The organism is Streptomyces sp. NPDC033229 (genome assembly GCF_055576875.1).
On the sequence record NZ_JBVIQR010000031.1, the window covers coordinates 19,169 to 42,929 of the forward strand.

The 23,761-nt window shown below is 71.5% G+C and carries 24 protein-coding genes; 13 read left to right on the forward strand and 11 right to left on the reverse strand.

What is annotated here, in order from left to right; genetic code table 11:
• The first annotated feature begins 9 nt into the window (after positions 1-9).
• Positions 10-729, forward strand: a complete 720-nt coding sequence (locus ACZ53N_RS25115) for an ABC transporter permease subunit (protein ID WP_469143117.1) — start codon at positions 10-12, stop codon at positions 727-729.
• A gap of 300 nt (positions 730-1,029) precedes the next feature.
• Here ACZ53N_RS25115 and ACZ53N_RS25120 read toward each other — a convergent pair whose 3' ends face one another.
• Positions 1,030-2,292 carry a CynX/NimT family MFS transporter gene (locus ACZ53N_RS25120; RefSeq protein WP_469143041.1) on the reverse strand — a complete coding sequence of 421 codons (1,263 nt, stop codon included), beginning with the start codon at positions 2,290-2,292 and terminating at the stop codon, positions 1,030-1,032.
• 62 nt (positions 2,293-2,354) lie between these two features.
• A complete protein-coding gene (locus ACZ53N_RS25125) occupies positions 2,355-3,065 on the reverse strand; it encodes a FadR/GntR family transcriptional regulator (RefSeq protein ID WP_469143042.1) in 711 nt (236 codons plus the stop codon).
• Between the two features lie 360 nt (positions 3,066-3,425).
• On the opposite strand from ACZ53N_RS25125, the gene ACZ53N_RS25130 reads away from it, so the two are divergent.
• Positions 3,426-4,133: a rhomboid-like protein gene (locus ACZ53N_RS25130; RefSeq protein WP_469143043.1), complete on the forward strand. Its 708-nt coding sequence runs from the start codon at positions 3,426-3,428 to the stop codon at positions 4,131-4,133.
• Here ACZ53N_RS25130 and ACZ53N_RS25135 read toward each other — a convergent pair.
• From ACZ53N_RS25135 to ACZ53N_RS25175, 9 genes are all read right to left on the reverse strand, one after another.
• Positions 4,075-4,884: an HAD family hydrolase gene (locus tag ACZ53N_RS25135; RefSeq protein WP_469143044.1), complete on the reverse strand. Its 810-nt coding sequence runs from the start codon at positions 4,882-4,884 to the stop codon at positions 4,075-4,077. The two genes, ACZ53N_RS25130 and ACZ53N_RS25135, sit on opposite strands and share 59 nt — an antisense overlap.
• Positions 4,885-4,996: 112 nt before the next feature.
• A complete protein-coding gene (serS, locus tag ACZ53N_RS25140; protein ID WP_469143045.1) occupies positions 4,997-6,274 on the reverse strand; it encodes a serine--tRNA ligase in 1,278 nt (425 codons plus the stop codon).
• A 671-nt stretch (positions 6,275-6,945) separates the two neighbouring features.
• Positions 6,946-7,875 carry a prephenate dehydratase gene (pheA, locus tag ACZ53N_RS25145; RefSeq protein WP_469143046.1) on the reverse strand — a complete coding sequence of 310 codons (930 nt, stop codon included), beginning with the start codon at positions 7,873-7,875 and terminating at the stop codon, positions 6,946-6,948.
• A 249-nt stretch (positions 7,876-8,124) separates the two neighbouring features.
• Positions 8,125-9,444, reverse strand: a complete 1,320-nt coding sequence (efeB, locus tag ACZ53N_RS25150) for an iron uptake transporter deferrochelatase/peroxidase subunit (protein WP_469143047.1) — start codon at positions 9,442-9,444, stop codon at positions 8,125-8,127.
• Entirely contained in the window at positions 9,444-11,369 is a 1,926-nt protein-coding gene (locus ACZ53N_RS25155) for a copper resistance CopC/CopD family protein (RefSeq protein WP_469143048.1), read from the reverse strand. Before ACZ53N_RS25155 ends, efeB begins: the two co-directional genes overlap by 1 nt.
• Before the next feature lie 6 nt (positions 11,370-11,375).
• A complete protein-coding gene (locus ACZ53N_RS25160) occupies positions 11,376-11,855 on the reverse strand; it encodes a copper chaperone PCu(A)C (RefSeq protein WP_469143049.1) in 480 nt (159 codons plus the stop codon).
• The gene (locus tag ACZ53N_RS25165; protein WP_469143050.1) at positions 11,852-12,508 is read right to left on the reverse strand and encodes an SCO family protein; all 657 of its coding nucleotides are present in this window, start codon (positions 12,506-12,508) and stop codon (positions 11,852-11,854) included. Before ACZ53N_RS25165 ends, ACZ53N_RS25160 begins: the two co-directional genes overlap by 4 nt.
• A 138-nt stretch (positions 12,509-12,646) precedes the next feature.
• Positions 12,647-13,381 (reverse strand): YcnI family copper-binding membrane protein, encoded by a 735-nt coding sequence (locus ACZ53N_RS25170; RefSeq protein WP_469143051.1) that lies wholly within the window; start codon positions 13,379-13,381, stop codon positions 12,647-12,649.
• A 100-nt stretch (positions 13,382-13,481) separates the two neighbouring features.
• On the reverse strand, positions 13,482-14,303 hold the full coding sequence (locus ACZ53N_RS25175) for a hypothetical protein (protein ID WP_469143052.1): 822 nt from the start codon (positions 14,301-14,303) through the stop codon (positions 13,482-13,484).
• Positions 14,304-14,526: 223 nt separating this feature from the next.
• Here ACZ53N_RS25175 and ACZ53N_RS25180 point away from each other — a divergent pair, with 223 nt between their 5' ends.
• From ACZ53N_RS25180 to ACZ53N_RS25230, 11 genes are all read left to right on the forward strand, one after another.
• A complete protein-coding gene (locus ACZ53N_RS25180; protein WP_469143053.1) occupies positions 14,527-15,003 on the forward strand; it encodes an ATP-binding protein in 477 nt (158 codons plus the stop codon).
• A 461-nt stretch (positions 15,004-15,464) separates the two neighbouring features.
• Positions 15,465-15,722 (forward strand): hypothetical protein, encoded by a 258-nt coding sequence (locus ACZ53N_RS25185; protein WP_469143054.1) that lies wholly within the window; start codon positions 15,465-15,467, stop codon positions 15,720-15,722.
• Positions 15,723-15,813: 91 nt separating this feature from the next.
• On the forward strand, positions 15,814-16,953 hold the full coding sequence (lxmK, locus tag ACZ53N_RS25190; protein ID WP_469143055.1) for a class V lanthionine synthetase subunit LxmK: 1,140 nt from the start codon (positions 15,814-15,816) through the stop codon (positions 16,951-16,953).
• Positions 16,950-17,912 (forward strand): T3SS effector HopA1 family protein, encoded by a 963-nt coding sequence (locus ACZ53N_RS25195; RefSeq protein WP_469143056.1) that lies wholly within the window; start codon positions 16,950-16,952, stop codon positions 17,910-17,912. The genes lxmK and ACZ53N_RS25195 overlap by 4 nt, the downstream gene beginning before the upstream one ends.
• Before the next feature lie 71 nt (positions 17,913-17,983).
• The gene (locus ACZ53N_RS25200; RefSeq protein WP_356457782.1) at positions 17,984-18,178 is read left to right on the forward strand and encodes an LxmA leader domain family RiPP; all 195 of its coding nucleotides are present in this window, start codon (positions 17,984-17,986) and stop codon (positions 18,176-18,178) included.
• Positions 18,179-18,246: 68 nt separating this feature from the next.
• The gene (locus ACZ53N_RS25205) at positions 18,247-18,426 is read left to right on the forward strand and encodes an LxmA leader domain family RiPP (protein ID WP_469143057.1); all 180 of its coding nucleotides are present in this window, start codon (positions 18,247-18,249) and stop codon (positions 18,424-18,426) included.
• A 2-nt stretch (positions 18,427-18,428) separates the two neighbouring features.
• On the forward strand, positions 18,429-18,608 hold the full coding sequence (locus tag ACZ53N_RS25210) for an LxmA leader domain family RiPP (protein ID WP_130878494.1): 180 nt from the start codon (positions 18,429-18,431) through the stop codon (positions 18,606-18,608).
• Between the two features lie 218 nt (positions 18,609-18,826).
• Positions 18,827-19,801, forward strand: coding sequence for a methyltransferase (locus ACZ53N_RS25215; protein ID WP_469143118.1), 975 nt, complete (start codon positions 18,827-18,829; stop codon positions 19,799-19,801).
• Complete coding sequence (locus ACZ53N_RS25220; RefSeq protein ID WP_469143058.1) at positions 19,794-20,693, forward strand: ABC transporter ATP-binding protein; 900 nt, start codon at positions 19,794-19,796, stop codon at positions 20,691-20,693. Before ACZ53N_RS25215 ends, ACZ53N_RS25220 begins: the two co-directional genes overlap by 8 nt.
• On the forward strand, positions 20,690-21,883 hold the full coding sequence (locus tag ACZ53N_RS25225) for an ABC transporter permease (protein ID WP_469143059.1): 1,194 nt from the start codon (positions 20,690-20,692) through the stop codon (positions 21,881-21,883). The genes ACZ53N_RS25220 and ACZ53N_RS25225 overlap by 4 nt, the downstream gene beginning before the upstream one ends.
• A gap of 69 nt (positions 21,884-21,952) precedes the next feature.
• A complete protein-coding gene (locus ACZ53N_RS25230) occupies positions 21,953-23,758 on the forward strand; it encodes an ABC transporter ATP-binding protein (protein ID WP_469143060.1) in 1,806 nt (601 codons plus the stop codon).
• Positions 23,759-23,761: the final 3 nt, after the last annotated feature.

Below are 23,761 nucleotides of genomic sequence, written 5' to 3' on the forward strand. Positions count from 1 at the left end.
TCCTCCGGGCTGTACCACCCCACCGTCGCCCGGCTCACCTACCGGGCCCTCCTCGGCCGCCGCCGGGCCGCGATCCTCTTCGCCCTGCCCGCCCTGCTGTTGATCATCTCGGCGGTGATCCGCGTCATGACCGGCGCCGACGACGAGACGGCCACCACCGTCCTCGGCGGCTTCGCGCTCGCCACGATGGTCCCGCTCATCGGCGTCGTCGCCGGTACGGGCGCGATCGGCCCGGAGATCGACGACGGCTCGGTGGTCTATCTCCTGGCCAAGCCGATCAAGCGGCCCACGATCGTCTTCACCAAGCTGATCGTCGCGATCGGGGTCACGGTCGCCTTCTCGGCGGTCCCCACGCTCCTCGCGGGCTTCATCCTCAACGGCAACAGCCAGCAGATCGCCGTGGCCTACGCCGCCGCCGCTGCGGTCGCCTCCATCGCCTACAGCGCGGTCTTCCTGCTGCTGGGCACCGTCACCCGGCACGCGGTCGTCGCCGGACTCGTCTACGCCCTGGTGTGGGAGTCGCTCTTCGGTAACCTCATCCCGGGCGCCCGGACCCTCAGCGTCCAGCAGTGGTCCCTGGCGCTCGCCCAGAAGATCGGCGCGGAGGGTTCCATCAGCTCGGACGTCGGCCTGCCGCTGGCGCTCGTCCTGCTCATCGGCGTCACGGTGGCGGCCACCTGGTACGCGGGCCGCAAGCTGCGCACGCTCACCCTCGCCGGGGAGGAGTGAGGCGGCTGCGGGCCGTCTCGGCCGCCCCCCCCGCTGCGCGGTGGTGTCCTCAAACGCCGGACAGACTGAGTTGGGGCGTTCTGTAGCACCCGGGCCGGCGTCCAGTTCACCGCGCGCCGCCGGTCCAAACCCATGTCTGCCACGTCCCGGACGGCGGCCGCGCAGGAGCGCAGCAGGTCCCGTTCGGCCGGGTCGGCCAGGGCCGGGAGCATGTCCGGCATTCGGCGAGCATGTCGTCCGCGAGCGCGGAGAGGGCGGTGGCCCCCGGTCGTGGGGGGAGCCACCACCCTGTTCAACGTCTCAGATCTTCCGATCGCGCCCGGCGCCGAGCCCGAGCATCACCAGCCCCGCGCACACCACCAGCAGCAGGATGATCGGGACGGTCCATCCGCCGGTCGCCTGGTGGACGGCGCCCAGCGCGAACGGACCGACCGCCGCCAGCAGGTAGCCCCACGTCTGCGCCATGCCGGAGAGCCGGGCGGCGGTGTGGGCGTCGCGGGTGCGCAGCACCATCATCGTCAGCGCGAGGCCAAGCGCACCGCCCTGGCCGATGCCGAGCAGCACCGCCCACAGCCACGCCCCGGCGACGGGGGCCACGAGCAGCCCGGTGATGCCCGCCGCCATGAACAGCACCACGACGACCGCCAGCAGACGCTGCGAGCGCATGCGCCCGGCCAGCATCGGCACGACGAACGAACCGGCCATCTGCACCAGGGTGCTGAACGCGAAGACGAGACCGGCCTCGGCCTTGCTCATGCCGTGGTCCGTGAAGATCGTCGGCAGCCAGGCGATGCAGACGTACGCCACGAGCGACTGCGACCCCATGAAGAGGGTGATCTGCCAGGCCAGCGGCGTACGGACGAGGTCGGTTCCGCCGGTGGCCACGGGGTTCGCCGAGGGCTGTCCGTGGCCGGTGCCCCGGCGGGAGATGACCACCTGCGGGACCCACACGGCGGCGGCGAGCGCCGCGAGCAGCGCCCAGGAGGCGAGGGAGCCCTGCCAGCCGCCGAGGGCGTTCTCCAGCGGCACGGCGGAGGCGGCGGAGACGGTGGCGCCGAGGATCATCGCGGTGGAGTAGAGGGCGGTCATGCTCGCGGCCCGGTCCGGGAAGTCCCGCTTGATCAGACCCGGCATGAGGACGTTGAGCAGGGCTATCGCGGTACCGACGAGCGCACAGCCGACGAACAACGCCACGACGGGCGGCGCGACGCGCAGCACGATGCCGCCGCACAGCAGCGCGAGCGCGCCGCAGAGCACAGCCTCGGTGCCCCAGCGCCGGGCGAGCTTCGGCGCGACGATCGAGCCGAGTCCCATGAAGACGAGCGGAATGGTCGTCACCAGGCTGCTCGCGGCGGCGGCCAGGTGGAAGTGGTCACCGATCTCGCCGAGGAGCGGCGAGACCCCGGCGAGCGCGGCCCGCATATTGAGCGAGGCGAGGACGATGCCGAGCATCACGAGCGCGGGATGGGCGCGCAGCCGCCGTCTCGCGGCGGCCACGGGCGCGGTGGGCGCCAGGGCCTCCTCCGCGTCGATCAGTGGTGCTTCGGACCTCGTCTCGGACATGGTGGTGCCTTTCCCAATGGTGGTGCGGTGGTGCGGGGGCGGCCGGGCCGCCGTTCAGCCGTTCAGCGTTCGGCGAGCAGGGCTTCGACGGCCTGCTTCGGGCGGTCGAGCAGGGTCCGGGCGGCGCGGGCGGCGGCGTCGGGGTCACCGGAGGCGATGGCGTCCATGAGCGCGTGGTGGTCGCCGTGGACGATGCGCGGCATCTCGCGGTCGCCGAGCGCGGTGACCAGCGACTCGCGCACCGAGCTGCTGAACCAGCCGTAGGTGGCGGTCAGCGCGCTGTTGTGCGCGGCTTCGACGACGGCCTTGTGGAACGCGATGTCGTGATCCGCGTACAGCTCCAGATTCCCGGAGTCGGGCTGCCCGTCGGGGTCCTCGAACGCCGTCTGCGCCTCCAGTGCGGCGCGCATCCGCTCCAGGTCGGCGGGCTCGTGGCGGACCGCCGCGAGCCGCGCGGCCTCGGCCTCCAGCGCGATGCGCAGCTCCAGCACGTCCCGCACGCCGGCGCGCTGCAGACCGCGCATGATCTCGCCGGGGTCGGCGGTGGAGACGACGAACGTGCCCTCACCCTGCCTAGAGCGCAGCATTCCGGCGTGCACGAGGACGCGGACGGCTTCGCGGACGGTGTTGCGCCCGACCTGAAGCTGCTCGGCGAGCGCGTGCTCGGTCGGGATACGGCCGCCCACGGGCCACTCGCCGGCGGTGACCTGGGTGCGGAGCTGGTCGACGACGGTGTCCACCAGGGACTGGCGTCCGGCTGCTCTCAAGGTCATTTCGTCCTCCGGACGGTGGGGTCTGGGGCGGAGCGTCTTGCCCGGTTGCCCAGTCATCCTACAACTGCTGTCCTCAATCGCCGGACGGGCTGGATTTGGGTGTCCTCAAGCGCCGGACGGGCTGGGTGGGGTGCCCCGTAGCGTCGGGCGGGCTCGATGGGGCCGGCTGCGGACCGGTGGTGTCCTCAATCGCCGGACGGGCTGGTTTTGGCTGGGGCCGGTGGCTTCCTCAACGCCGTCACGCCCTGGTTTCGGCTGCGCGGGACGGTGGTGTCCCCCAAGCGCCGGACGGCTTGATGGGGCCCGACCGGGGGATTTCGTCGGCGCGCGGAGTTCCGTCGGCCCGGCTACCTTCGAATGGTGACAGCCGCCGACCGGATACGCCGCTGGGTCTGCTCGTCACCCGGTACGCACATCTGGCTGCTGATCATCGGCATCACCAGCCTCGTCATCGCGGCGGCCAGCGAGGGGCTGGAGACGTTCCTGCTCCACCGCACCAGCAGCAACATCCACGCGCTCACCAAGCACCCGTTGCAGTCGCTGCTCATCAGCGGCTTCTGGATCGAGAGCCCGTCGTCGTTCCTGCTCTACGCCGTGCTCTTCGAGGTCTTCCACGCCAACGTCGAACGCTGGATCGGCACCCTGCGGTGGCTGGTGACCGTGGCCGTCGCCCATATGGCGGCCACGCTGATCAGCCAGGAGGTGCTGCTGCTGTCGATCCAGGAGCACGCGGTGCCCCGGTCGATGAAGCACGTTGTCGACATAGGGGTCTCGTACGGGCTCGCCGCTTCCGCCGGGGTGCTGGCCTACCGGGTGGCCCGGCCCTGGCGGTGGGCCTATCTGCTGGCGGTCACGCTGTTCTTCGGGCTGCCGCTCGTCACCGGGGGGACGACGTACACCGACCTCGGCCACGCGATCTCCGTCGCCGTGGGGCTGGCCTGCTGGCCGCTGACGTGCGGCCGCAGGCCCTGGGCCCCCGTGCGGTGGCCGGGACGGCAGCCGGTCGGTGTCAGTCGAACAGCCGCTCAAGAACGGCCGCGATCCCGTCGTTCTCGTTCGAGTCCGTGATCTCGTCCGCGACGGCCCGCAGCTCCGGATGGGCGTTGGCCATCGCCACCCCGTGCGCGGCCCAGCCGAACATCGGTATGTCGTTGGGCATGTCACCGAAGGCGATGGTGTCGACGGCCTTCACGCCCAGGCGGCGCGCGGCCAGCGACAGGCCCGTGGCCTTGCTCAGACCCAGCGGCAGCAGCTCGACGATGCCGGCGCCCGCCATCGTCACGCCGACCAGGTCACCGGCGACCCGACGGGCCACCTCGACCAGCTCGTCGTCACCGAGGTCGGGGTGCTGGAGGTACAGCTTGTTGAGGGGGGTGAGCCACAGCTCGGCCGGGTCCGTGATCGGGACGGCCGGCAGTGGGCCGTCCTGGATGCGGTAGCCGGGGCCGATCAGTACGTCACCGTCCATGCCGTCACGGCTGGCGGCGAGGTGGAGCGGGCCGACCTCGGCCTCGACCTTGGCGACGGCCAGCGCGGCGAGCTGTCGGTCCAGCGTCACCGACGTCAGCAGCCGGTGCTCGCCCGCGTGGTAGACCTGCGCGCCCTGACCGCAGACCGCGAGGCCCCGGTAGTCCAGGGAGTCGAGTATCGCCCGCGTCCAGGGGACGGACCGGCCGGTGACGATGATGTGCGCGGCACCGGCCGCCGTGGCCCGGGCGAGGGCGGCGCGGGTGCGCTCCGAGACGGTGTCGTCGGGTCGCAGCAGCGTGCCGTCGAGGTCGGTCGCGACAAGGCGGTACGGCGGCGGGGCGGCACTCACGGCGTCTTCCTCTTCGTTTCTCCGCCCGCGCGGCACCGTGGCGGCGCGGGCAGGGTGGTCGTGGGCAGCCCGCGCGGCGACGGCGAGGCCGCGCGCGAGCCGCCCGTACGCCTCACTTGGCGATCGGCTCCAGGAACTCGCGACCGCCCAGGTACGGGCGCAGCACCTCGGGGACGCGCACCGTGCCGTCGGCCTGCTGGTGGTTCTCCAGCAGCGCCACGATCGTGCGCGGCACCGCGCACAGCGTGCCGTTGAGCGTCGCCAGGGGCTTGACGTGCTTGCCGTCGCGCATCCGCACGGAGAGCCGGCGGGACTGGAACTCGTCGCAGTTCGAGGTGGAGGTCAGCTCGCGGTACTTGCCCTGGGTGGGGATCCACGCCTCGCAGTCGAACTTGCGCGAGGCGGACGAACCGAGGTCGCCCGTGGCCACGTCGATGACCTGGTACGGCAGCTCCAGGCTGGTGAGCCACTGCTTCTCCCACTCCAGGAGACGCGCGTGCTCGGCCTCGGCGTCCTCCGGGTCGACGTAGGAGAACATCTCCACCTTGTCGAACTGGTGGACGCGGAAGATGCCCCGGGTGTCCTTGCCGTACGTGCCGGCCTCGCGGCGGAAGCACGGCGAGAAGCCCGCGTAGCGCAGCGGCAGCTTCTCCGCCTCGATGATCTCGTCCATGTGGTACGCGGCGAGCGGCACCTCGGACGTGCCGACCAGGTAGAAGTCGTCCTTCTCCAGGTGGTAGACGTCCTGGGCGGCCTGGCCGAGGAAGCCGGTGCCCTCCATGGCGCGCGGCTTGACCAGCGCGGGCGTCAGCATCGGGATGAAGCCGGCGGCGGTGGCCTGGGCGATGGCGGCGTTGACGAGCGCGAGCTCGAGCAGGGCGCCGACGCCCGTCAGGTAGTAGAAGCGGGAGCCGGAGACCTTGGCGCCGCGCTCGACATCGATCGCGCCGAGCGACTGGCCGAGCTCCAGGTGGTCCTTGGGCTCGAAGCCCTCGGCGGCGAAGTCACGGGGGGTGCCGACGGTCTCCAGGACGACGAAGTCGTCCTCGCCGCCGCGGGGCACGTCCGGGTGGACGAGATTGCCGACCTGGAGCAGCAGGCGCTGCGTCTCGGCCGCGGCCTCGTCCTGCTCGGCGTCGGCGGCCTTGACGGCCGCGGACAGCTCGCCCGCCTTCTTCAGCAGCCCGGCCTTCTCGTCACCGGAGGCCTTGGGGATGAGCTTGCCGAGCGCCTTCTGCTCGGAGCGGAGTTCGTCGAAGCGGACGCTGGACGACCTGCGTCGTTCGTCGGCGGAGAGCAGCGCGTCGACGATGTCGACGTCCTCTCCACGAGCGCGCTGGGAGGCGCGCACACGGTCGGGGTCCTCACGAAGCAGGCGAAGGTCAATCACCCCTCCAGGCTACCGTTGCGGGCTGCGCCTGCCGCACGCGATATTCCTCTTCGTGTCGGTATGTCCCATATTGAGGCGGGTGGAAAACGCTGTGAATAAGGAGGGCGGGCGGGCGCCGGGGAATTCGCGCGCATTTGCTGAAAAGGGGCATAGGGGCGGCGTTCGGTGTTGACGCCCCTTGCGGTGGGCGGGAGTTGGCGGCCTGTTGTCCACAGGGGCGAGAGGTTCCGATTCTTTATCCACAGGCTGTGCGTGAAATCTGTGGATTCCGGAAGGGGTCGTTCCGCCTCTACTGTCCTGCGCTGAAGTTTCTCCGGTTAAACGTCGCGTGAGTGCTCATTCGGGTGGTAATTGCTCGCCCTAAAGGGTTATTCGAAGGCGTTCAGGTGACGAAGGGGTGCGGAGGCGGCGGTGGATGCGGTCGGCCGCCCTGTGGACGGCCGACTCGTAGCTAGAGAGATTTGTCGACCTTGACCGATTCGTCGGGTGCGGGGAGGGGTGACCGTGTCGACTTATCCCCAGGTCGAGTCGCAACCTGTGGATAACTCCATCTTCTGTCCACACCACCGCTGACCACCGCTGACCACGCGCTGTGCCGAACGCCACGCTCCGACTGCCGCAGGCGCGCCACCGTCGTACGGGCCCCCGCAGGCCCGCAGCCCGCAGGCCCGTCAGGCCCGGCCGTCCTGGCAGCGCGTCAGCCAGTCCGCGGCGGCCACGAAGTCGTCGTCCGACGTCCCCGGCCGTGGCGGAACCCCGGCGTCCACCCCCGCCTGCGGGTACGAGCCGAGGAACCGCACCTTCGGGCACGTCCGCTTCAGCCCCATCAACGCCTCGCCCACCCGGCGGTCGGTGATGTGCCCCTCACAGTCGATGGAGAAGCAGTACTGCCCCATGCCCTCGCCCGTGGGACGCGACTCGATCCGCATCAGGTTCACCCCGCGCGAGGCGAACTCCTGCAGCAGCTCCAGCAGCGCGCCCGGGTGGTTGTCGCGCAGCCAGACGACGAACGACGTCCGGTCGGCCCCCGTGCGCGCCGCGGGCCGCGCCGGACGGCCGGCCAGTACGAAGCGGGTCTGCGCGTTCTGCGCGTCGTGGATGTCGGTGTACAGCGCCTCGAGCCCGTACGTCGCCGCCGCGAACTCCCCGGCGAACGCGGCGTCGTAGCGGCCCTCCCGCACCAGCCGCGCCCCGTCCGCGTTGGACGCCGACGACTCCCACAGCGCGTCCGGCAGGTGCTGCGCCAGCCAGTTGCGCACCTGCGGCTGCGCGACGGGGTGACCGGTGACGGTCTTGATGTCCGCGAGCCGGGTGCCGGGTCGTACGAGCAGCGCGAAGGCGATCTGGAGCAACACCTCGCGGTAGATCATCAGCGGTGCGCCGGTGGCGAGTTCGTCGAGCGTCGCGGTGACACCGCCCTCCACGGAGTTCTCGATCGGCACGAGCGCGGCGGCGGCCTCTCCGTTGCGCACGGCGTCGAGCGCGGCCGGCACGGAGACCATGGGCACGAGTTCGCGGGTCGCGGCCTCGGGGAGCGTACGGAGCGCGGCCTCGGTGAAGGTGCCCTCGGGGCCGAGATAGGCATAGCGGCTGGGGGACATGTGCGCTCCTCGCGGGTGGTTTGGGGGCAGCGTCGTCACGATATCTTCCGGCCGGGACGGCCGTTTCGTACCGGGGCTCCGCCGTGGCCGGCCTGGGGGCGCTGCGCCGCGGTGGTCCCGGGGGCTCCGCCCCGGACCCCGGTCCTCAATCGCCGGACGGGCCGATTTTCAGCCCGTCCGGCGATTGAGGACAGCGAAGCCGACGGACGCGTGCCCGAAACGCTTCCGACGCCGCGGGCATCGCGAACGTCAACCCTCCAGCAACCGCTGCCCCACGTACTCGCCCGGCGCGCAGCCGCCCGGCACCGCGTACAGCCCACTCGACTCGTGTCGCAGGAAGCGCGACAGCCCGTCCCCCCGGTCCAGCTTCCGTTGCACCGGGACGAAGCCCTTCAGGGGATCCGCCTGCCAGGCCACGAACAGCAGGCCCGCGTCCGGGGCGCCGTCGTCCAGGAAGCCGTCGTGATAGGAGAACGCCCGGCGCAGCATGGCCGCGCCCCGGTTCGACTCGGGGGCCGCCACGCGGATGTGCGCGTCGCCCGCGATGGCGAGCGCGCCGTTCTCCTCGACCTTGTTCAGGTCGACCGGTGTCGTCTCCGTGCCGCCGGACAGCGGGGCGCCGTCCGACTTGCGGCGGCCGATGACCTTTTCCTGACGTTCCAGCGACAGGTGGTCCCAGCTGTCGAGCAGCATGCGGATGCGCCGGACGACGGCGTACGAGCCGCCCGCCATCCAGTCGCCGTCGCGGTCCGGCACGAACACCCGGGAGGCGAAGTCGGGATCCGACGGCTTCGGGTTGTTGGTGCCGTCTATCTGGCCCATCAGGTTGCGGCCGGTCAGCGGTCGCGCGGTCGCGCCGGGCGCCCGGTTGAAACCGTTCATCTGCCAGCGGACGCGTGCCGTCCCGGCGGCCTGCTTCTGGAGCAGGCGCAGCGCGTGGAAGGCGACGAGCGAGTCGTCGGCGCCGATCTGTACCCACAGGTCGCCGTCGCTGCGCTTGCGGTCGAGCGCGTCGGCGGTGAAGTCGGGCAGCGGCTCCAGGGCCGCCGGCCGCTTCGAGGTCAGCCCGGTGCGGTCGAAGAAGGTGCGGCCGAAGCCGAAGGTGACGGTCAGGGAGGACGGGCCCGCGTCCAGGGCGATGCCCGTGTCGTCGCCCTTCGGCGCCTCGCCCGCCGCCAGTTCCGCCGCCGTCGCCGACCAGCGGCGCAGCAGCGCGGCGGCGGCCTTGCGGTCGGCGCCCGGGGCGAGGTCGAAGGCGACGAGGTGGCCGTGCGCCTGCGCGGGCTCCACGATGCCGGCCTGGTGCGCGCCGTGGAAGGGCACGGTGGCGGAGCCGACGCCGGCCAGCGCGGCCGGAGTCTCCCGTACGGCCTCGGCCCCGAACGCGCCGGCCGCGCCGCCCGCGACGAGCCCGGCCGCACCCGCCGCACCGGCGGTCCCCAGCAGACGGCGGCGGCTGATGCCGTGGTGGTCGGCCTGCTCGGCCCGTTCGGCCTGTTCGGAGGACTTGCCCTGTCCGGCCCCCTTGCCCTGGGCAGCCCGCCCGGCCTGTTTCGCCTGTTCAGCCATCAGTTGATCTTCACGTTCTTGATCTCGGTGACCTGGTCGATGTCCGAGGTCCGTACGGTCAGGGACAGCTGCCACTCGCCGGCCATGGGCAGCTGGAAGCCGGTGGCCTGCCAGCGGCCGCCGGAGCGGCGCTCCAGCGTGGCGCGCAGTGGGCCGATCTTCTTCGCCTTCTCGGTGAAGGACACCTCCAGCTCGGGTACGTCCACGGGCCGCCCGGCGGCGTCGGTGACGGCGACGTCGAGGGTATTGCGGCCGGAGCGCCCGGGGTCGAGGGTGATGCGGGCCGTGCCGCGCCCGTTCGTCCCGCCGGTGTCGTAAGGGACGCGCACCTCGGCCGGGCCGGTCGCGGCCGGGCTCGCCGCGCCGGACGCGGCTCGCTGCTGCTCGGCCTCCGCGCGGCCGGGCTGGGTGCCGGTGAGCACGGTGGTGACGGCCAGCAGCACGACCGCCACGGCGGCCTCGGCGCAGACCGAGCGCCGCAGCCCGCTGCGGTTCTCGTCCGCGTCGCGCTGCTTCTTCCCGGCGGCCTTCTCCAGCGCGGCCCGCTGCCGGGCGAGCTGTGCGGACCGTTCGGCGGAGTCGGAGCCGCCACCCTTGGCGGCGGCTCCGACCTTCTGCGCGGTCGGCACCTTCTGCGTGGTCGGCTTGGCCGACTTGGTCTTCTTCTGCTCCGGGGCGTCCGTGAGCCGGGCTGTCCAGCGCCGTGAGAAGTACGCGACGCCGACGAGGACGATCACCAGCCCGGCCTTGATCAGCAGCCACCGGCCGTAGGAGGTGCCGGTGAGCGCGCCCCATGAGCCGACCTGTCGCCAGGACTGGTAGAGCCCGGTCGCGACCAGCGCGCACACCGACGCGAACGCGAGCCGTGAGAAGCGGACCACGGCCGCGCGCCGGACGGGTTCGCCGGAGCGCAGGGTGGCCAGCAGCGCGGCCAGTCCGCCGAGCCACACCGCGACGGCCACCAGGTGCAGCACGTCGACCGGCATCGCGAGCCACGCCTGTATGCCGACCGACGCGTGCTCGGCCATCGCCCATGTCGCCGCCAGCCCGACGGCGACGACGGTGCCGCCGATCCCGAGCCCGTAGGCGACGTCCCGGCGCTCGCCGCGCGTGCGGTCGTCGTCCTCGCGGGCGTACGAACCGAAGAGCACGGCGAGGAAGACGGCCGCGGCGCTCAGCAGCAGCAGCCGTGACAGCAGCGCCGCCCCCGGCTTGGTGGCCAGCACGTCGCCGAGGAGGGCGAGATCGAGGACGTTCCCGAGCCCCTTGCCGCTCGTGTACGCGCCGCGCAGCAACAACAGCGCCGCCGTCGAGGCGAAGAGGGTGATCCAGCCGCCGACCGCGATCCGCTGCACGGACCGCGAGGAGCGGCACACGCCCGCGAAGACGCAGCCGCCGACGAGCAGCACGAAGCCGGCGTAGGCCGCGTAGCGGCCCGCGTCGTAGAGGACCTCGACCGCCGGATCGACCTCGGTGACCGTGGCCGTGGCCTTCACCGTCGTCTTCGACGGCGCCCCGATGGAGAAGGTGAAGGCCCCGGCCACCGGGTGGCTGTCGGCCGAGACCGCCTGCCACGCCACGGTGTAGGTACCGTCTGCGAGCCCGGCGCGCAGCGCGACGGCCGCGGAGTCGGACTTGCCGTCCACGTGCTCGGGACCGCCCTGCTCGACCCGCTCGCCGCCCGGGTCGAGGACCCGTATCGAGTCGGCGTTGAGCAGCACTCCCTCGGAGAAGCGGAGCGTGATCCGCTGCGGCGCCGTCCGCACCACCGAACCGTTCGCGGGGTCGGTGGAGGTGAGCGCGGCGTGCGCCGACGCGGGGGTGGCGCCGAAGGTGAGCGCGCACAACAGGGTGGCGAGCAGGGTGCCCAGGACGGGCAGCACCCGCCTGGCGGTCGGGGCGGGCAGGGCGGTCGGGGTCGTCATCGCACGTCAGTCCTTGGGACGGAAGGTCGCGGTCTCGACCGGCACCTTGATCTTGACGGGTGCCGACGTGGCGAAATGCAGGGTGAATTCGATCCGCTCGCCCACCTTGGGCTTGTGGTCGAGCTTGCCGAGCATGAGGTGGGTGCCGCCGCGGGCGAGCGTCAGCTTGCCCTTCGCGGGCACGTCCAGCTTCGCCGCGTGCTTCATCGCCGTGCCCTCGGTGGTGTGCATGGTGATGTCGCGCGAGAGCGGGCTGGTGACGGACGTGAGCTGGTCGGCCTTGCCGCCGTCGTTGGTGACGGTGAGGTAGGCGGCGGCCATGTCGGTCATGGCGGGCTGCGGCAGATAGGCGCCGCTGACGGACAGCTCGGCCTGGTCGCGGCCCAGCGCGTTCTTCTCCGACTGGCAGCCGGTGACCAGCAGCAGACCCCCGGCGAGCACGAGGGGCAGGACGGCGGCGGTGGCGGCGGTGGACTTGCTGATCACGGGTTCTCCCCCTTGACGATCTTGGGAAGATCCTTGGTGTATTCGGCGGCCGTGGTCGTGGCCGTGTAGATCCAGTGCGCCGCGTCGTCCTTCGGCGAGAAGCCGATGACCGAGGCGCCGTGGTTGACGGTGATGGAGCCGTCCTTCTCCTTCTTCGGCTTCTCCACCAGGATGCCGAGCGGCTTGGCCGCGGCCTCGATCGTCTCGAAGCCGCCGGTCAGGCCGACGATGTCCTGCCCGCCCTGCGCGTCGAGCCACTCCCGCATCCGCTTGGGGGTGTCCCGCTCGGGGTCGGTGGTGACGAAGACGACCTGGAGCTTCTCCTGGTCGGCCTTGGGCAGCTTCTTCTCGGCGGCGGCGATGTCGGCGACCACGGTCGAGCAGACGTCGGGGCAGTAGGTGTAGCCGAAGTAGAGGAGTACGGGCCTGCCCTTGGTCTCCTTGACCAGCTCGTACTTCTTGCCCGCCGTGTCGTCGAGGACCAAGTCCGGCTTGGCCTTCGGGTTGTCGAGGACGATGGCGGCCTTCTTGGGCTCCGCGGACACGTCGGCCGCGGGCTTGTCGCCGTTGTTGTCGTCCCCGCCACCGTCACAGGCGGTCAGGGTGAGCGCGGCGGCGGTTGCCAGTGCCGCGCCCAAAATCTTGGTGCGCATGGAGTTCTTCTCCGGGGTCGGTCTGAGATGCGGGGCGGCGGGCGGTACGGGCCTTTGCCGCCCCGGCCGTTTCCGTGGGACGTCGCGGACGAATCATGCGGGTCGGACGTCCGACGGTCACGCGGTGGGCGGGCCTGCTCAGGCGTTGCGACGGCGCACGGCGACGATGCCGAAGGCGGCACCGGCCACGCCGACGACGATGCCGACGATGCCGAGCACTCGGGCGGTGGTGTCGGACGCGTCCTTGTCACCCGAGGCGGAGTCGGAGGCGGTGGCCTTGCCCTTGTCGTCCTCGGTGTCGCTCTTGGCGTTCTTGTCGTGGTGGTCGGGCGACGTCTTCTCGACGAGCTTGAGGGTCGGCGCCGGGTGCTCGGCCTCGTGCCCGCCCGGCTTGGACTGGTCGATCCAGCGCACCACGTCGTCGTCGGAGTAGGTCTGGAGCGCCTTGAAGACCAGCTCGTCGGTGTCGGTGGGCAGCTGGCCGACCGACAGCGGGAACTGCTGGAACTGGCCCGGCTCGATCTTGCCGCCGGACCAGGTGATCTTGGTGACGGCCTCGGTGATGGTCTTGCCGTGCGTCTGGATCGGCTTGTCGAGCTTGGACTTCTCGACCTTCACGTCCCAGCCGGGGACGGGCTGCGGCATCACGGACGACAGCGGATGCTTCGGGTCGAGGGTGACCTCCAGCTTGACCGTCGAGGCGTCGTCCTTCTCGTTCGGCACCTTGAGGGCGATGGTGCCGTAGCCGCCCTTCTCGGCGGTGCCCGGGATGCTCACGTGCGCGGAGGCGGGACCGGCGAGCAGCAGGACGGAGCCGACGGCGAGGGAACCGGCAAGGGAGAGACGGCGGAGGCGAGTGCTTTTGATGTTCATGGGGGTACTCCACAGGCAGGAGGGGACGGAGAGGGTGATGGCGCGCGTGCGGTGACAACACGACCGCCCTCCCGTCCGAATGCCGGAGTGCGTCGTGTGGTCAGGCCGCGAGGTCGAAGCGCGGCGGTCCCCGCCTGATCACGAAGTGCTGGAGCGCGGGCTCGGTCGCCGGGCGCTCCTCCTCCCCGGATGCCCGCCGGACGGCCGCCACCGGCTGATGGGCCGGCTGGGCGCCCATGGCCCGTACGAGCACGAACGCGGCGCGCAGCGCCCCGACGAGCGCGATCTCCGCGACCCCCCGCGCCGAACGCTGCGACAGCCGTACCAGGCGCCAGAGCGCCTGGTCGCCGCGGCGCAGCAGCCAGCCCGCGGCCAGCGCCGCGAGCAGGTGGCCGAGCAGCATCGGCAGCGAGGGCGGCAGCATGTGCGGGAGCGGGGAGCCGCCGGTGGCGGGGGCGTCCATCGGCGCGGTCATGACCATGCGCGACGGGTGGGCGGCGGGGTCGAGCCCGGCTTCGGTGATGACGCGGCGCGCGTCGGCGCCGGACAGCGGATGGGACCGGTTGCAGATCAGCTGGGCGGCGAAACTGATCAGCCGCCCCTCACCGCCCGCCTGCTCGCGGGTGACCATGGCGCCCTGCTGCCCGAGCGCGACCTGCTGCCCGAGCCCGAAGAGGGTGTGCAGGGCGAGCTGGCCGACGGCCAGTCCGGCCGCGATGCCGGGCAGCGAACGCTCCCGCCCGGCCAGTGGCACGGCGATCGCGAGCACCACGAGGAAACCCGCGCCCAGCGTCCACAGCGGCACGCTCGCACACGAGGCCAGCACGTGCCCGCCCGCGGACAGCAGAACACAGACCGCGGTGAACACCGCGGCCCGGAGCAGTCGCAGATCGGCGCCGACGCGCGCGACGGGGTGAGGCATGGCTGCGCCATCATCCCACCGCCCTTACCCCTTACCTACGGCAGGGGTCGGCCCTTTCGCGCCGCGAACGCGCGCCCGCGTGCGCCGGTGTTCGTCTCACATACACCGGTGCACCGCCACGCCGCGTCGTCCGAATGAGCGGACTCACGCACTCCGGAGGCTTACGAGCCCCCGGCCCTGGCTATACGTATCGGTATGTCGAGCCGCAGCCAGGAGGCTGAGCATGAGCATTTGGTGGTCACTCCACTTGCGGCGCGAAGCTGCGAGCGTTCCGCTCGCCCGGCGGCTTCTGATCGGCACCATGGAGACGGCCGGGGTCGATCCCGAAATCTCGTACGACCTCTCGGTGGCCCTGAGCGAAGCGTGTGCGAACGCCGTCGAGCACGGCGGTGACGCTTCCACGGACTACCGCGTCACCGCCTTCATCGACGGCGACACCTGCCGCATCGAGGTGACCGATTCGGGCCCCGGCTTCGCCGATCGCCCCCGCGAACCCCGCCGCACCAAGCGGCACCTCCCCCCACCGCAGACGAAGACCCCGGTTCCGGCTCACGAGGAGCACGGCCGGGGTCTCTTCCTGATCGAGTCCCTCACCGACCACGTCCGCGTCCGCAACCGGCCGGGCCGGCAGGGCTCGGTGGTGAGCTTCGACAAGATCCTCAAATGGAGAGAAGGCGCGGCGCTGCTCCAGGCGTCGTGACGATTCAGCCCGTCCGGCGTTTGAGGACGCGCCCGCAGGGCGCTTGTCGGCGTAGCCGGCACCGGCGCCCGTGCGGGCGAGGCCGCAGCCGGTGCTGATGGCCACCCTGCCGGGGGGGCGTGATTTCAGCCTGTCCGGCGTTTGAGGACGCGCCCGCAGGGCGCTCGCCGGCGCAGCCGGCACCGGCGCCCGCGCGAGCGAAGCCGCACCCGACACCGGCGCCCCCGCAGGCGAAGCCGCAGCCGCTGCCGATGGCCCCGCCGAGGGGCCGGTCCCGGCGCCGGCCGAACCGCTGCTGACCCCCATGAGCCACCGCCCGGCCAGGGCCTTGCACCAAGCTGCACCGCTCCGCGGCAAACGCTGCAGCAAGCTGACATCAAAGTGCATGGAGAGCGGCCGCGCCCGCTGGCAATCTTTTCTCGTACCCAGAAACGGGTCGGGGAAAACAGCCAGGGGGAATCATGAAGAAGGCAATCCGCAACGCGACCGTCGCTCTCGTCATCACCGCAGGAATCACCGCGGGAACGACCGGGATCGCCGCCGCGAGCGTCGCCGAGCGCACCGATGAGAACTCCACTCACCACACCGCCTCTTCGTCGATTCCCACTGAGCAGAACCCTGCCGCGGAGACGCTGCACCAGGTCAAGAAGATGGTCGCCGACGTCAAGCCGGTCAACGGTTGGCAGGTCAATGGCTGGCAGGTCAACGGCTGGCAGTAGACATCGCCCGACAGGCGATGGGCCGACAGCGATATCCATCCGGTGCGCACTCGAATCCGCGCCCCGCATTCTCTGAGGGTTACGAAAAGTCATGGCAGTGAAGGAAGCGGCGGCGGAAATACCCGCCTACAAGCCGCGCGATCTCGATGAATATCCGGCGGTGGACGCCCTCCTGGAGAGACTGGGCCTCGGGCCCTACCTCCGGGACACGCTCTCGGCGCCCGTAGGCCGCAACGACTGCTGGGCCGGCGAGACGGCCGGCGGCGGCAAGGCCTTCGTCAAGCACCTGGTCGGGCCCGAGGCGGATGTGAAGGCGCGGATGCGGCGGCTGAAGGCGTTCGAGCAGTGCTCGGCGGCGATGCCCAGCTCGGCGCTGCGGGGCCCGCGGTTCCTCGGCTTCGACGAGGAAGCGGATCTGGTGGCCTTCGAGTACGTCGAGGGCGCCCGCAACGGCGCTCAGCTGATGGTCGACGAGACCTTCGACGGCGCCCTCGCACACCGGGTCGGCCGGGCGATCGGACTGCTGCACGAGGCGCGTCCGCCGGGCTGGGAGGACTTCGACGACTCCCCGCCGTCCCAGCCGTCCGTGCGACTGCTCCACGGCATTCCGCTGCCCATGTTCGAGAATTTCAGCTTCGGCGAGGTCCAGAGCTGGCAGCTCATGCAGCAGGACGAGCAGTTGGTCAAGGCCGTCGAGGCGCTCCGGGAAAAGGAGCGGGCGGCGCCGAAGGTGCCCTCGCACTGCGATCTGCGGGTCGACCAGTTCCTGGTGAGCGACGAGGAATTCCATGTCACGGACTGGGAGGAATTCCGGTTGGCGGACCCGGCCCGCGATGTGGGTGCCTTCGCCGGGGAATGGCTCTACCGTTCCGTGCTCGACATCGTCACCGACCGCGGCGACACCGTCTTCCTCGACGTCGAATTCACTCATGAACTCGTCATCGAGCGCGGCGTCGAAAAGATGCAGAGGCTGCTTCCGCTGGTCCGGGAATTCTGGCGGGGATATCGCGAGGTGCGCCCCGTCGTGGACGAGGGACTCGCCCACCGGGCCACCGCGTTCGCCGGCTGGCACCTGCTGGACCGGCTGATGGCGAGCTCGCAGAAGAGCGCCCGGCTGTCGGGCATCGAGCGCGCCGCCGCCGGCATCGGCCGGGCGGCCCTGCTGGCGCCGCACAAGTTCGCCGCGACGTTGGGATTCGACGCGACTTCGGGATTCGAGGAGACGACATGAGCACCGGCACCACCATGCTGCCGCACCGGCTCACGGATGCGCTGAGAGACATCCAGGTATCGCGCGACGGCTCCGAGGCCGTCGTCCACGGCCGGGAGGTGACCTCCGACAACCCCCGTGAGATGCGCCGACTGCTCTCCGAGGCGCTCTACGGCGTGCTGCACTCCGGCCGGACGCTGGAGAAGGGGACCATCTCGTTCCGGATGCGGGACGAGGAGTTCGAACGCGCCCTCGCCCAGGGCGTACCGCACCGTGAGACCACCACCCGGGCACGGGTGTGCGCGGCCGAGGGACACGGCGGGACCGAGACGTCACCGCTGCTCGTCGAGCGGGACGGGGTGCGGGTGTGGGTGCCGCGCGCCCTCGTCGTCGACGGCGACCCCGAGACCCCGGGTGCGGTCGTCACCCTGCGCACCGCCGCGCTGCGCCCCGCGCTGTCGCCCGGCTTCTTCATGGTCGACGGTTCCCGCCCCCGGCCGCCCGGCCGGGACGTGCTGCGGGTGTACGTCAACATCACCTCGTGGCAGGAGGCGCCCGCGGTCTGGGCGACGGTCCTCGGCCACCTGGAGGACACGGGGACGGCGTACCGGGCGAAGGTCCTCTCCGCGAAGCCGCTGTACCCCCGCCGCGACTCCCTCGTGGTCTATCTCGCCGGGGACTCCGCACACGCCGCCCGCGGCATCGCCGACGCCGTCGCCACGACACCCGGCGTGGGCCATGAGACCTCGGTCTACACCGAGGAGCTGGCACCCGGCGTGGCCACCGCCTGGGAGCCGGACGACCGCCGCCCCGGCATGACCGGTCTCAGCTTCGGCCAGCACCGGGCCAGCATCACGGCCCACGCGCTGCTCGATGCCGCCAAGAGCGGAGAGCCCGTCGAGACGCTGCTCACCGCGGCCTTCATCGAGGCCGGTGTCGATCCGGCCAACCCCGCCCGGAATTCCGGGCACCGAGCCTGAAGTGATTGCAGGGAGTGATCCTGCGCACTCCCTGCTTTCAGTTCAGTCCTTACTCAACAAGGAGAAAAATCATGGACAAGACCAACGCGATCATGGACCTCGTCTCGAACTACGACGCCTACGCCGACGTGGCCGAGCTCAACGTGACCGCCGCCGCCGACGCCCCGGCCACCACCCCGGTCTGCGCCGCCACCCTCGCCAGCTCCGGCTGGTGCGCCGCCGGCGCCTCCGCGATCTCCGGCGCCACGTACGAAGCCGGTTGCTGACCCACCCCGCTCCGGGGTGCCCCGCACCCCATGTTTCCCAACTCATCGAAGACAGAAGGGAGATCGCGATGGAGAAGTCCGAGGCGATCATGGATCTGATGGCGGGCTACGACGCCTACAGCTCGGCCGACGAGCTGAACACCACCGCGGCCGCCGACGCCCCCGCCACCTCCGCGCCCTGCGGTGCGGCCGGTGTCAGCTGGCTCGCCAGCCAGTTCACTGTCAAGACCTACAAGGATGGATGCTGATCATGGAGAAGTCCGAAGCGATCATCGACCTGATGGCGGGCTACGACGCCTACAGCTCCGCTGACGAGCTGAACACGACGGCGGCCGCCGAGGCCCCCGCGTCCACTCCGGCATGTGCCGCCGCCACGATGAGCTGGCTCGGTAGCCAGCTGACGGTGAAGACGTACAAGGACGGCTGCTGATCTCAGCGGTCTAGCCGGGAGCCGGGCGCGGTTCCGTCCCCCGCGGAACCCCGCCCGGCCCCGCCGGAACGGCAACACCGGTACGCACATAACCCCGTCGCACGAACATCCGTCGCACGAACACCCCACGCACAACCCCCGTCGCACGCACCTCCGTCGCGAGAAAGGCCGGCGATCGCGCCATGGCTACGACATCACTCCATGAAGACCTCGTGAGAATGGCCGATCTCCTCCAGCCGGCCACGATCCGCGCCGCGGCCACCCTGCGTCTGGTGGACCACATCGAAGCCGGGGCGACCACCACCGCCGACCTCGCGGAGCGTTCGGACACCCACCCCGACCTGCTCGACATGCTGCTGCGCCACCTCGTGCACCTCGGCCTTCTGCGCCGGGACGACGCCGGGAGGTACGAAGTCACCGAACTGGGCGCGCCCCTGCGGGACTCCGACCCGGCCGGGGTACGGCGCCACCTCAGCATGGACGGCCTCTTCGGCAGGACCGACCTGGCCATGGTCAACCTGCTGCACACCGTACGGACCGGTGAGCCCGCCCACGCCTCCCTCTTCGGGCGCGGCTACTGGGAGACGGTCAACGAAGACCCGCAGTTCGCTCAGGCGTTGAGCGAGGAGAGCCCCACGCAGCTCGGCTGGGACGCCGAACTCGTCCGCGACGGCTACGACTGGTCGGCGGTCGGCAGCGTCGTGGACATCGGCGGCCACAACGGCACGCTGCTCATGGAGCTCGTGCTCAGCCACCCCCATCTGCGCGGCGCCGTCCTCGACTTGAAGAACGTCGCCGAGCTCGCCGGCCGCCGCTTCGAGGAGAGCGGTCTCGCCGACCGCTGCACGGCCGTCGTCGGCAGCTTCTTCGACCCGATCGCCCCCGGCTTCGACGTCTATCTGCTCTCCGCGATCCTCGCCGACTGGGACGACGAGAAGGCCGTCGCCATCCTCCGCCGCGTCGCCGAGGCGGCCGGTACCGACGGCCGGATCCTGGTCGCCGACGTGAACATCCCCGTCCCGAGCCCCGGGACCCAGTCCGCCGCGATGGAGCTCTACCTGCGGGTCGTCATGCCCAAGCCGGTGCGCACGGTCGAGGAGATCAAGGCGCTGGGCGCTGCCGCCGGGCTCACGGTCTCCTGGGAGGGGCCCGTCACCCCGGTCAGGACGCTGCTGGAGTTCCGCAATGCTTGAGTTCGACGGTGTGGCCAAGAGCTTCGGCGACAAGCGCGTCCTGCGGGAGCTGTCCCTCGTCGTGAAGCCGGGCGAGCTGTACGGCTTCTGCGGCGCCAACGGCGCGGGCAAGACCACCGCCATGCGCATCGCCCTCGGCGTGCTGACCGCCGATGCCGGTGCCGTGCGCTGGCAGGGCCGGCCTGTGGACGCGGGCTCCCGCCGCCGGTTCGGCTACATGCCCGAAGAGCGCGGCCTCTACGCCAAGATGACGCCCCGCGACCAGCTCGTCTTCTTCGCCGGCCTCAGCGGGGTGGCTCCGGCCACCGCCCGCCGGCGCGCGGACGAGTGGATCGAGCGGCTCGGTGTCGTCCTCGGCCCCAAGGACACCCTCGAGAAGTTGTCGCTGGGCAACCAGCAGAAGGTCCAGCTCATCGCCTCCCTGATCCACGACCCCGACGTGCTGGTCCTCGACGAGCCGTTCTCCGGGCTCGACCCGGTGGCCGTGGACGCCATGGCGGAGGTCCTCCTCGAATTCGCCCGCAAGGGCGTGCCGACCCTCTTCTCCAGCCACCAGCTCGACCTGGTCGAGCGGCTGTGCGACCGGGTCGGCATCATCCGGGACGGCGCCCTGGTCGCCGAGGGAACGGTCGAGCACCTGCGCCGCAGCGCGGGCAACGGACAGTTGGAGATCGCCCTCTCCGGCGCACCCGACGACTGGGCGGCCTCCGTCCCGGGCGTGCGGGTCGTCGCCACGACGGGCGCGAAGGTCACGCTGGAGGTCGAGGACGGCGTCCCGGCCCAGCGGGTCCTGGCCGCCGCCCAGGCGGTCGGCCGCCTGGAGCACTTCGGCCGGCGCGATCCCGCGCTCGCCGACATCTTCCGCGAGTCGGTCGCCGGGAGCGCCCGGTGACCGGCACGGCAGGGGAGGGGACGGCGATGGGAAACGCCGCGCTGATCAGGGTTGTCGCAGCCCGCGAGATCACTCAGCAGATGCGCAGCAAGGCCTTTTGGATCTCGGTGGCGGTGACGGCCTTGATGCTGGCCCTGTCCTTCGGGGCCACCACGCTCTTCCAGGGCGGTGGCGAGGACCGGTCCAAGGTCGGTGTGGTCGGCCGGCAGGCCGCCCTGACGCCCGCCCTGGGCGACCGGGCCGAGGTCAGCCGCTATGACAACGACGAGGCCGCACGGCAGGCGGTGCGCGACGGCAAGGTCGACGCCGCGGTCCTGAGCGGCGACCGGATCGCGGTCCTGCGGGAACTGCCCAAGGACCTGGGCAGGGCACTTCAGGAGGCGCACCGTGCGGTCGGCCAGGCCGGTCGGTTGACGGACCACGGAGTGCCGGCCAAGGACGTCCCCGGGCTGCTCACCGTCGAGCCGCTGAAGGTCAGCACCCTCGACCCCGACGCGGATCGGGTCCAGCAGCGGACCATCGCCGCGGGCACGGGCGTGTTCCTGCTCTTCATGCTGATGCTCGTCTCCGGCCTGGCCGTGGCGCAGGGCGTCGCGGAGGAGAAGGCCAGCCGCATCGTGGAGGTGCTGCTCGCGAAGGTCCGGCCCTGGCACCTGCTCGCCGGGAAGATCACCGGTCTCGGCGCGGCGGCCCTCGTGCAGATGCTGGTGCTGGCGACCGCCACCCTCGGCGCGGCGATCGGCTTCGGCGTCTTCGAGACGCCGTCCGACGCGCTCGGCACCGGCGGCAACCTGCTGCTGTGGTTCATCCCCGGCTACCTCCTCTTCATCACGCTCTACGCGGTGGCCGGCTCGCTGGTCTCGCGTCCCGAGGACGTCAACCACGTCGTCGGCCCGGTCAACGCGCTGCAGATGATCGGTCTCATCGGCCCCGTGCTCGCGGTGTCGGGCAGCACCGACTCGTCCACCGTCCGGATCCTGTCGATGGTCCCCGGGACGTCCTGGGCGTCGATGCCGGTCCGCATGGCGTACGAGGACGTGGCGTGGTGGGAGATCGGCGCCGCTTTCGGGCTCATGGCGCTGGCGATCACCGTCCTGGTCCGCGTGGGCAGCCGCATCTACACCGGTGGGCTCCTGCAGTACGGCGGCATCGTCAAGGTCAAGGACGCCCTGGCGGGCGCGCGGCAGTGACCCCGCCCGTACCGCGGTCCCGATCGAACGTTTCTTGACATTCATTCCAGGCAAGGGAGTTGGGGCGCCATGAGTGGCGTACTGAAGAGCGGGACAGCGGCCGCGGGCCCTGACCCGAAGCTGCGGATCCTCACGGAGCTGTCCCGGGGCAACGGCCCGGCGCTCGTCCTCGTCGGGGTGCTCGCCGTGCTGTCCACGGCGGCCACCCTGGCCCTGCCGATGGTGGTCGGCAAGCTGCTGGCCGCCATCCAGAACGACGAGGGACTGGCCCTGTGGGCCACGGTGATGGTGGGCGTCGGCTTCGGCTCCGCCGCCGCCGGCGCGCTGGCCGCCTTCCTCCTCGGCCGGATGGGCCAGGAGCTGATCTGCCGGCTGCGGGTCCGCACGATGGACCACGCCCTCGGGCTGCGGCTCGCCGACGCGCAGCGGGAGGGCGGCGGCAATCTGACCGCCCGCATCACCGCCGACGCCGCCCGGGTGAAGAGCCTCATCGACATCGGCCCGATTCAGCTCCCCATGGCGGGCGTCACCGTCGTCGGCACGCTCGTCATCATGGGCCTGCTGGACTGGGTGCTGCTGCTCATCACCGTCGGCGCGTTCCTGATAGCCGTCGGCGTCATCACCGTCGTCATCAAGGGGCTGCGCCGCAAGTACGCCGCCCTCCAGGACGAACTCGGCGGGCTCGCCCAGAACTTCGTCTCCGCGATGGAGTCCCTGACCGTCATCAAGGCCTACCGCGCCGAGCGCAGGACCTCCCGCGCCCTCGCCGGCCGCGCGCGCACGCTCGCGGACCTGGAGATCGAGGCCGCCAAGATGGAGTCCCTGATGGTCCCGGTGATCAACCTGGGCCAGCAGATCGCCCTGGTCGCCGTGGTCGTCGGCGGCGGCGCCCGGATGCTCGACGGGCACCTCACCCTCGCCGACTTCGTCGCCTTCCTGCTCTACCTCCTCCAGCTCACCGCCCCCCTGATCATGGCCGCCTCGGGCGTCAGCGGACTCCAGACCGGCCTCGTCGCCCGCAAGCGCTTCGAGGACGTCTTCGCCCTGCCCACCGAGGACACGGACGCCCCCGCCCCCGAGAACGCCGCGCCCCTGCGCAACGCCCCCGCCGTCCGCTTCGAGAACGTCACCTTCGGCTACGGCGACGACCGGCCCGTCCTGCGCGGCGCCGACCTCACCGTCCCCGCCCGCGGCCTGACCGCCATGGTCGGCCTCTCCGGCTCGGGCAAGAGCACCTCGCTCGCGCTCATCGAGCGGTTCGTGGAGCCCGAGTCGGGCCGCGTGTCCGTCTACGGGCGGGACGTCGCCGAGTGGCCGCTCGGCGAGCTGCGCGGCCAGATCGGCTACGTCGACCAGTCCAACACCCTGCTCCAGGACTCCGTGCGCGGCAACCTCACGCTCGGCCGCGACGAGAGCCGGCCCGCCGACGACGAGGAGCTGTACGCCGCGCTGGAGAGCGTCGGCCTCGCCGAGGAGATCCGCTCCCTCCCCGAGGGCCTGGACACCGTGCTCGGCGGCGCCGACAACCTCTCCGGCGGCCAGCGCCAGCGGCTCGCCCTCGCCCGCGCCACCCTGTCCGACACCCGTCTGGTCCTGCTCGACGAGCCGTCCTCGCACCTCGACAGCATCAACGAACAGCGGCTGAGGAACGTCGTCGACTCCCTCGCCGCCGACCGCGCCGTCCTCGTCGTCGCCCACCGGATCTCCACCATCCAGCACGCCGACCACGTGATCGTCATGGACGCCGGCCGGGTCGTGGACCAAGGCGATCACGACGCCCTGCTGCGCCGCTGCCCCGCCTACGCCGAGCTGGTGAGCGGCCAGGTGCTCGCCACCTCTGCCGCCGCCCCCGCCCCGGCCCCCGCGCTCGCGTGACCG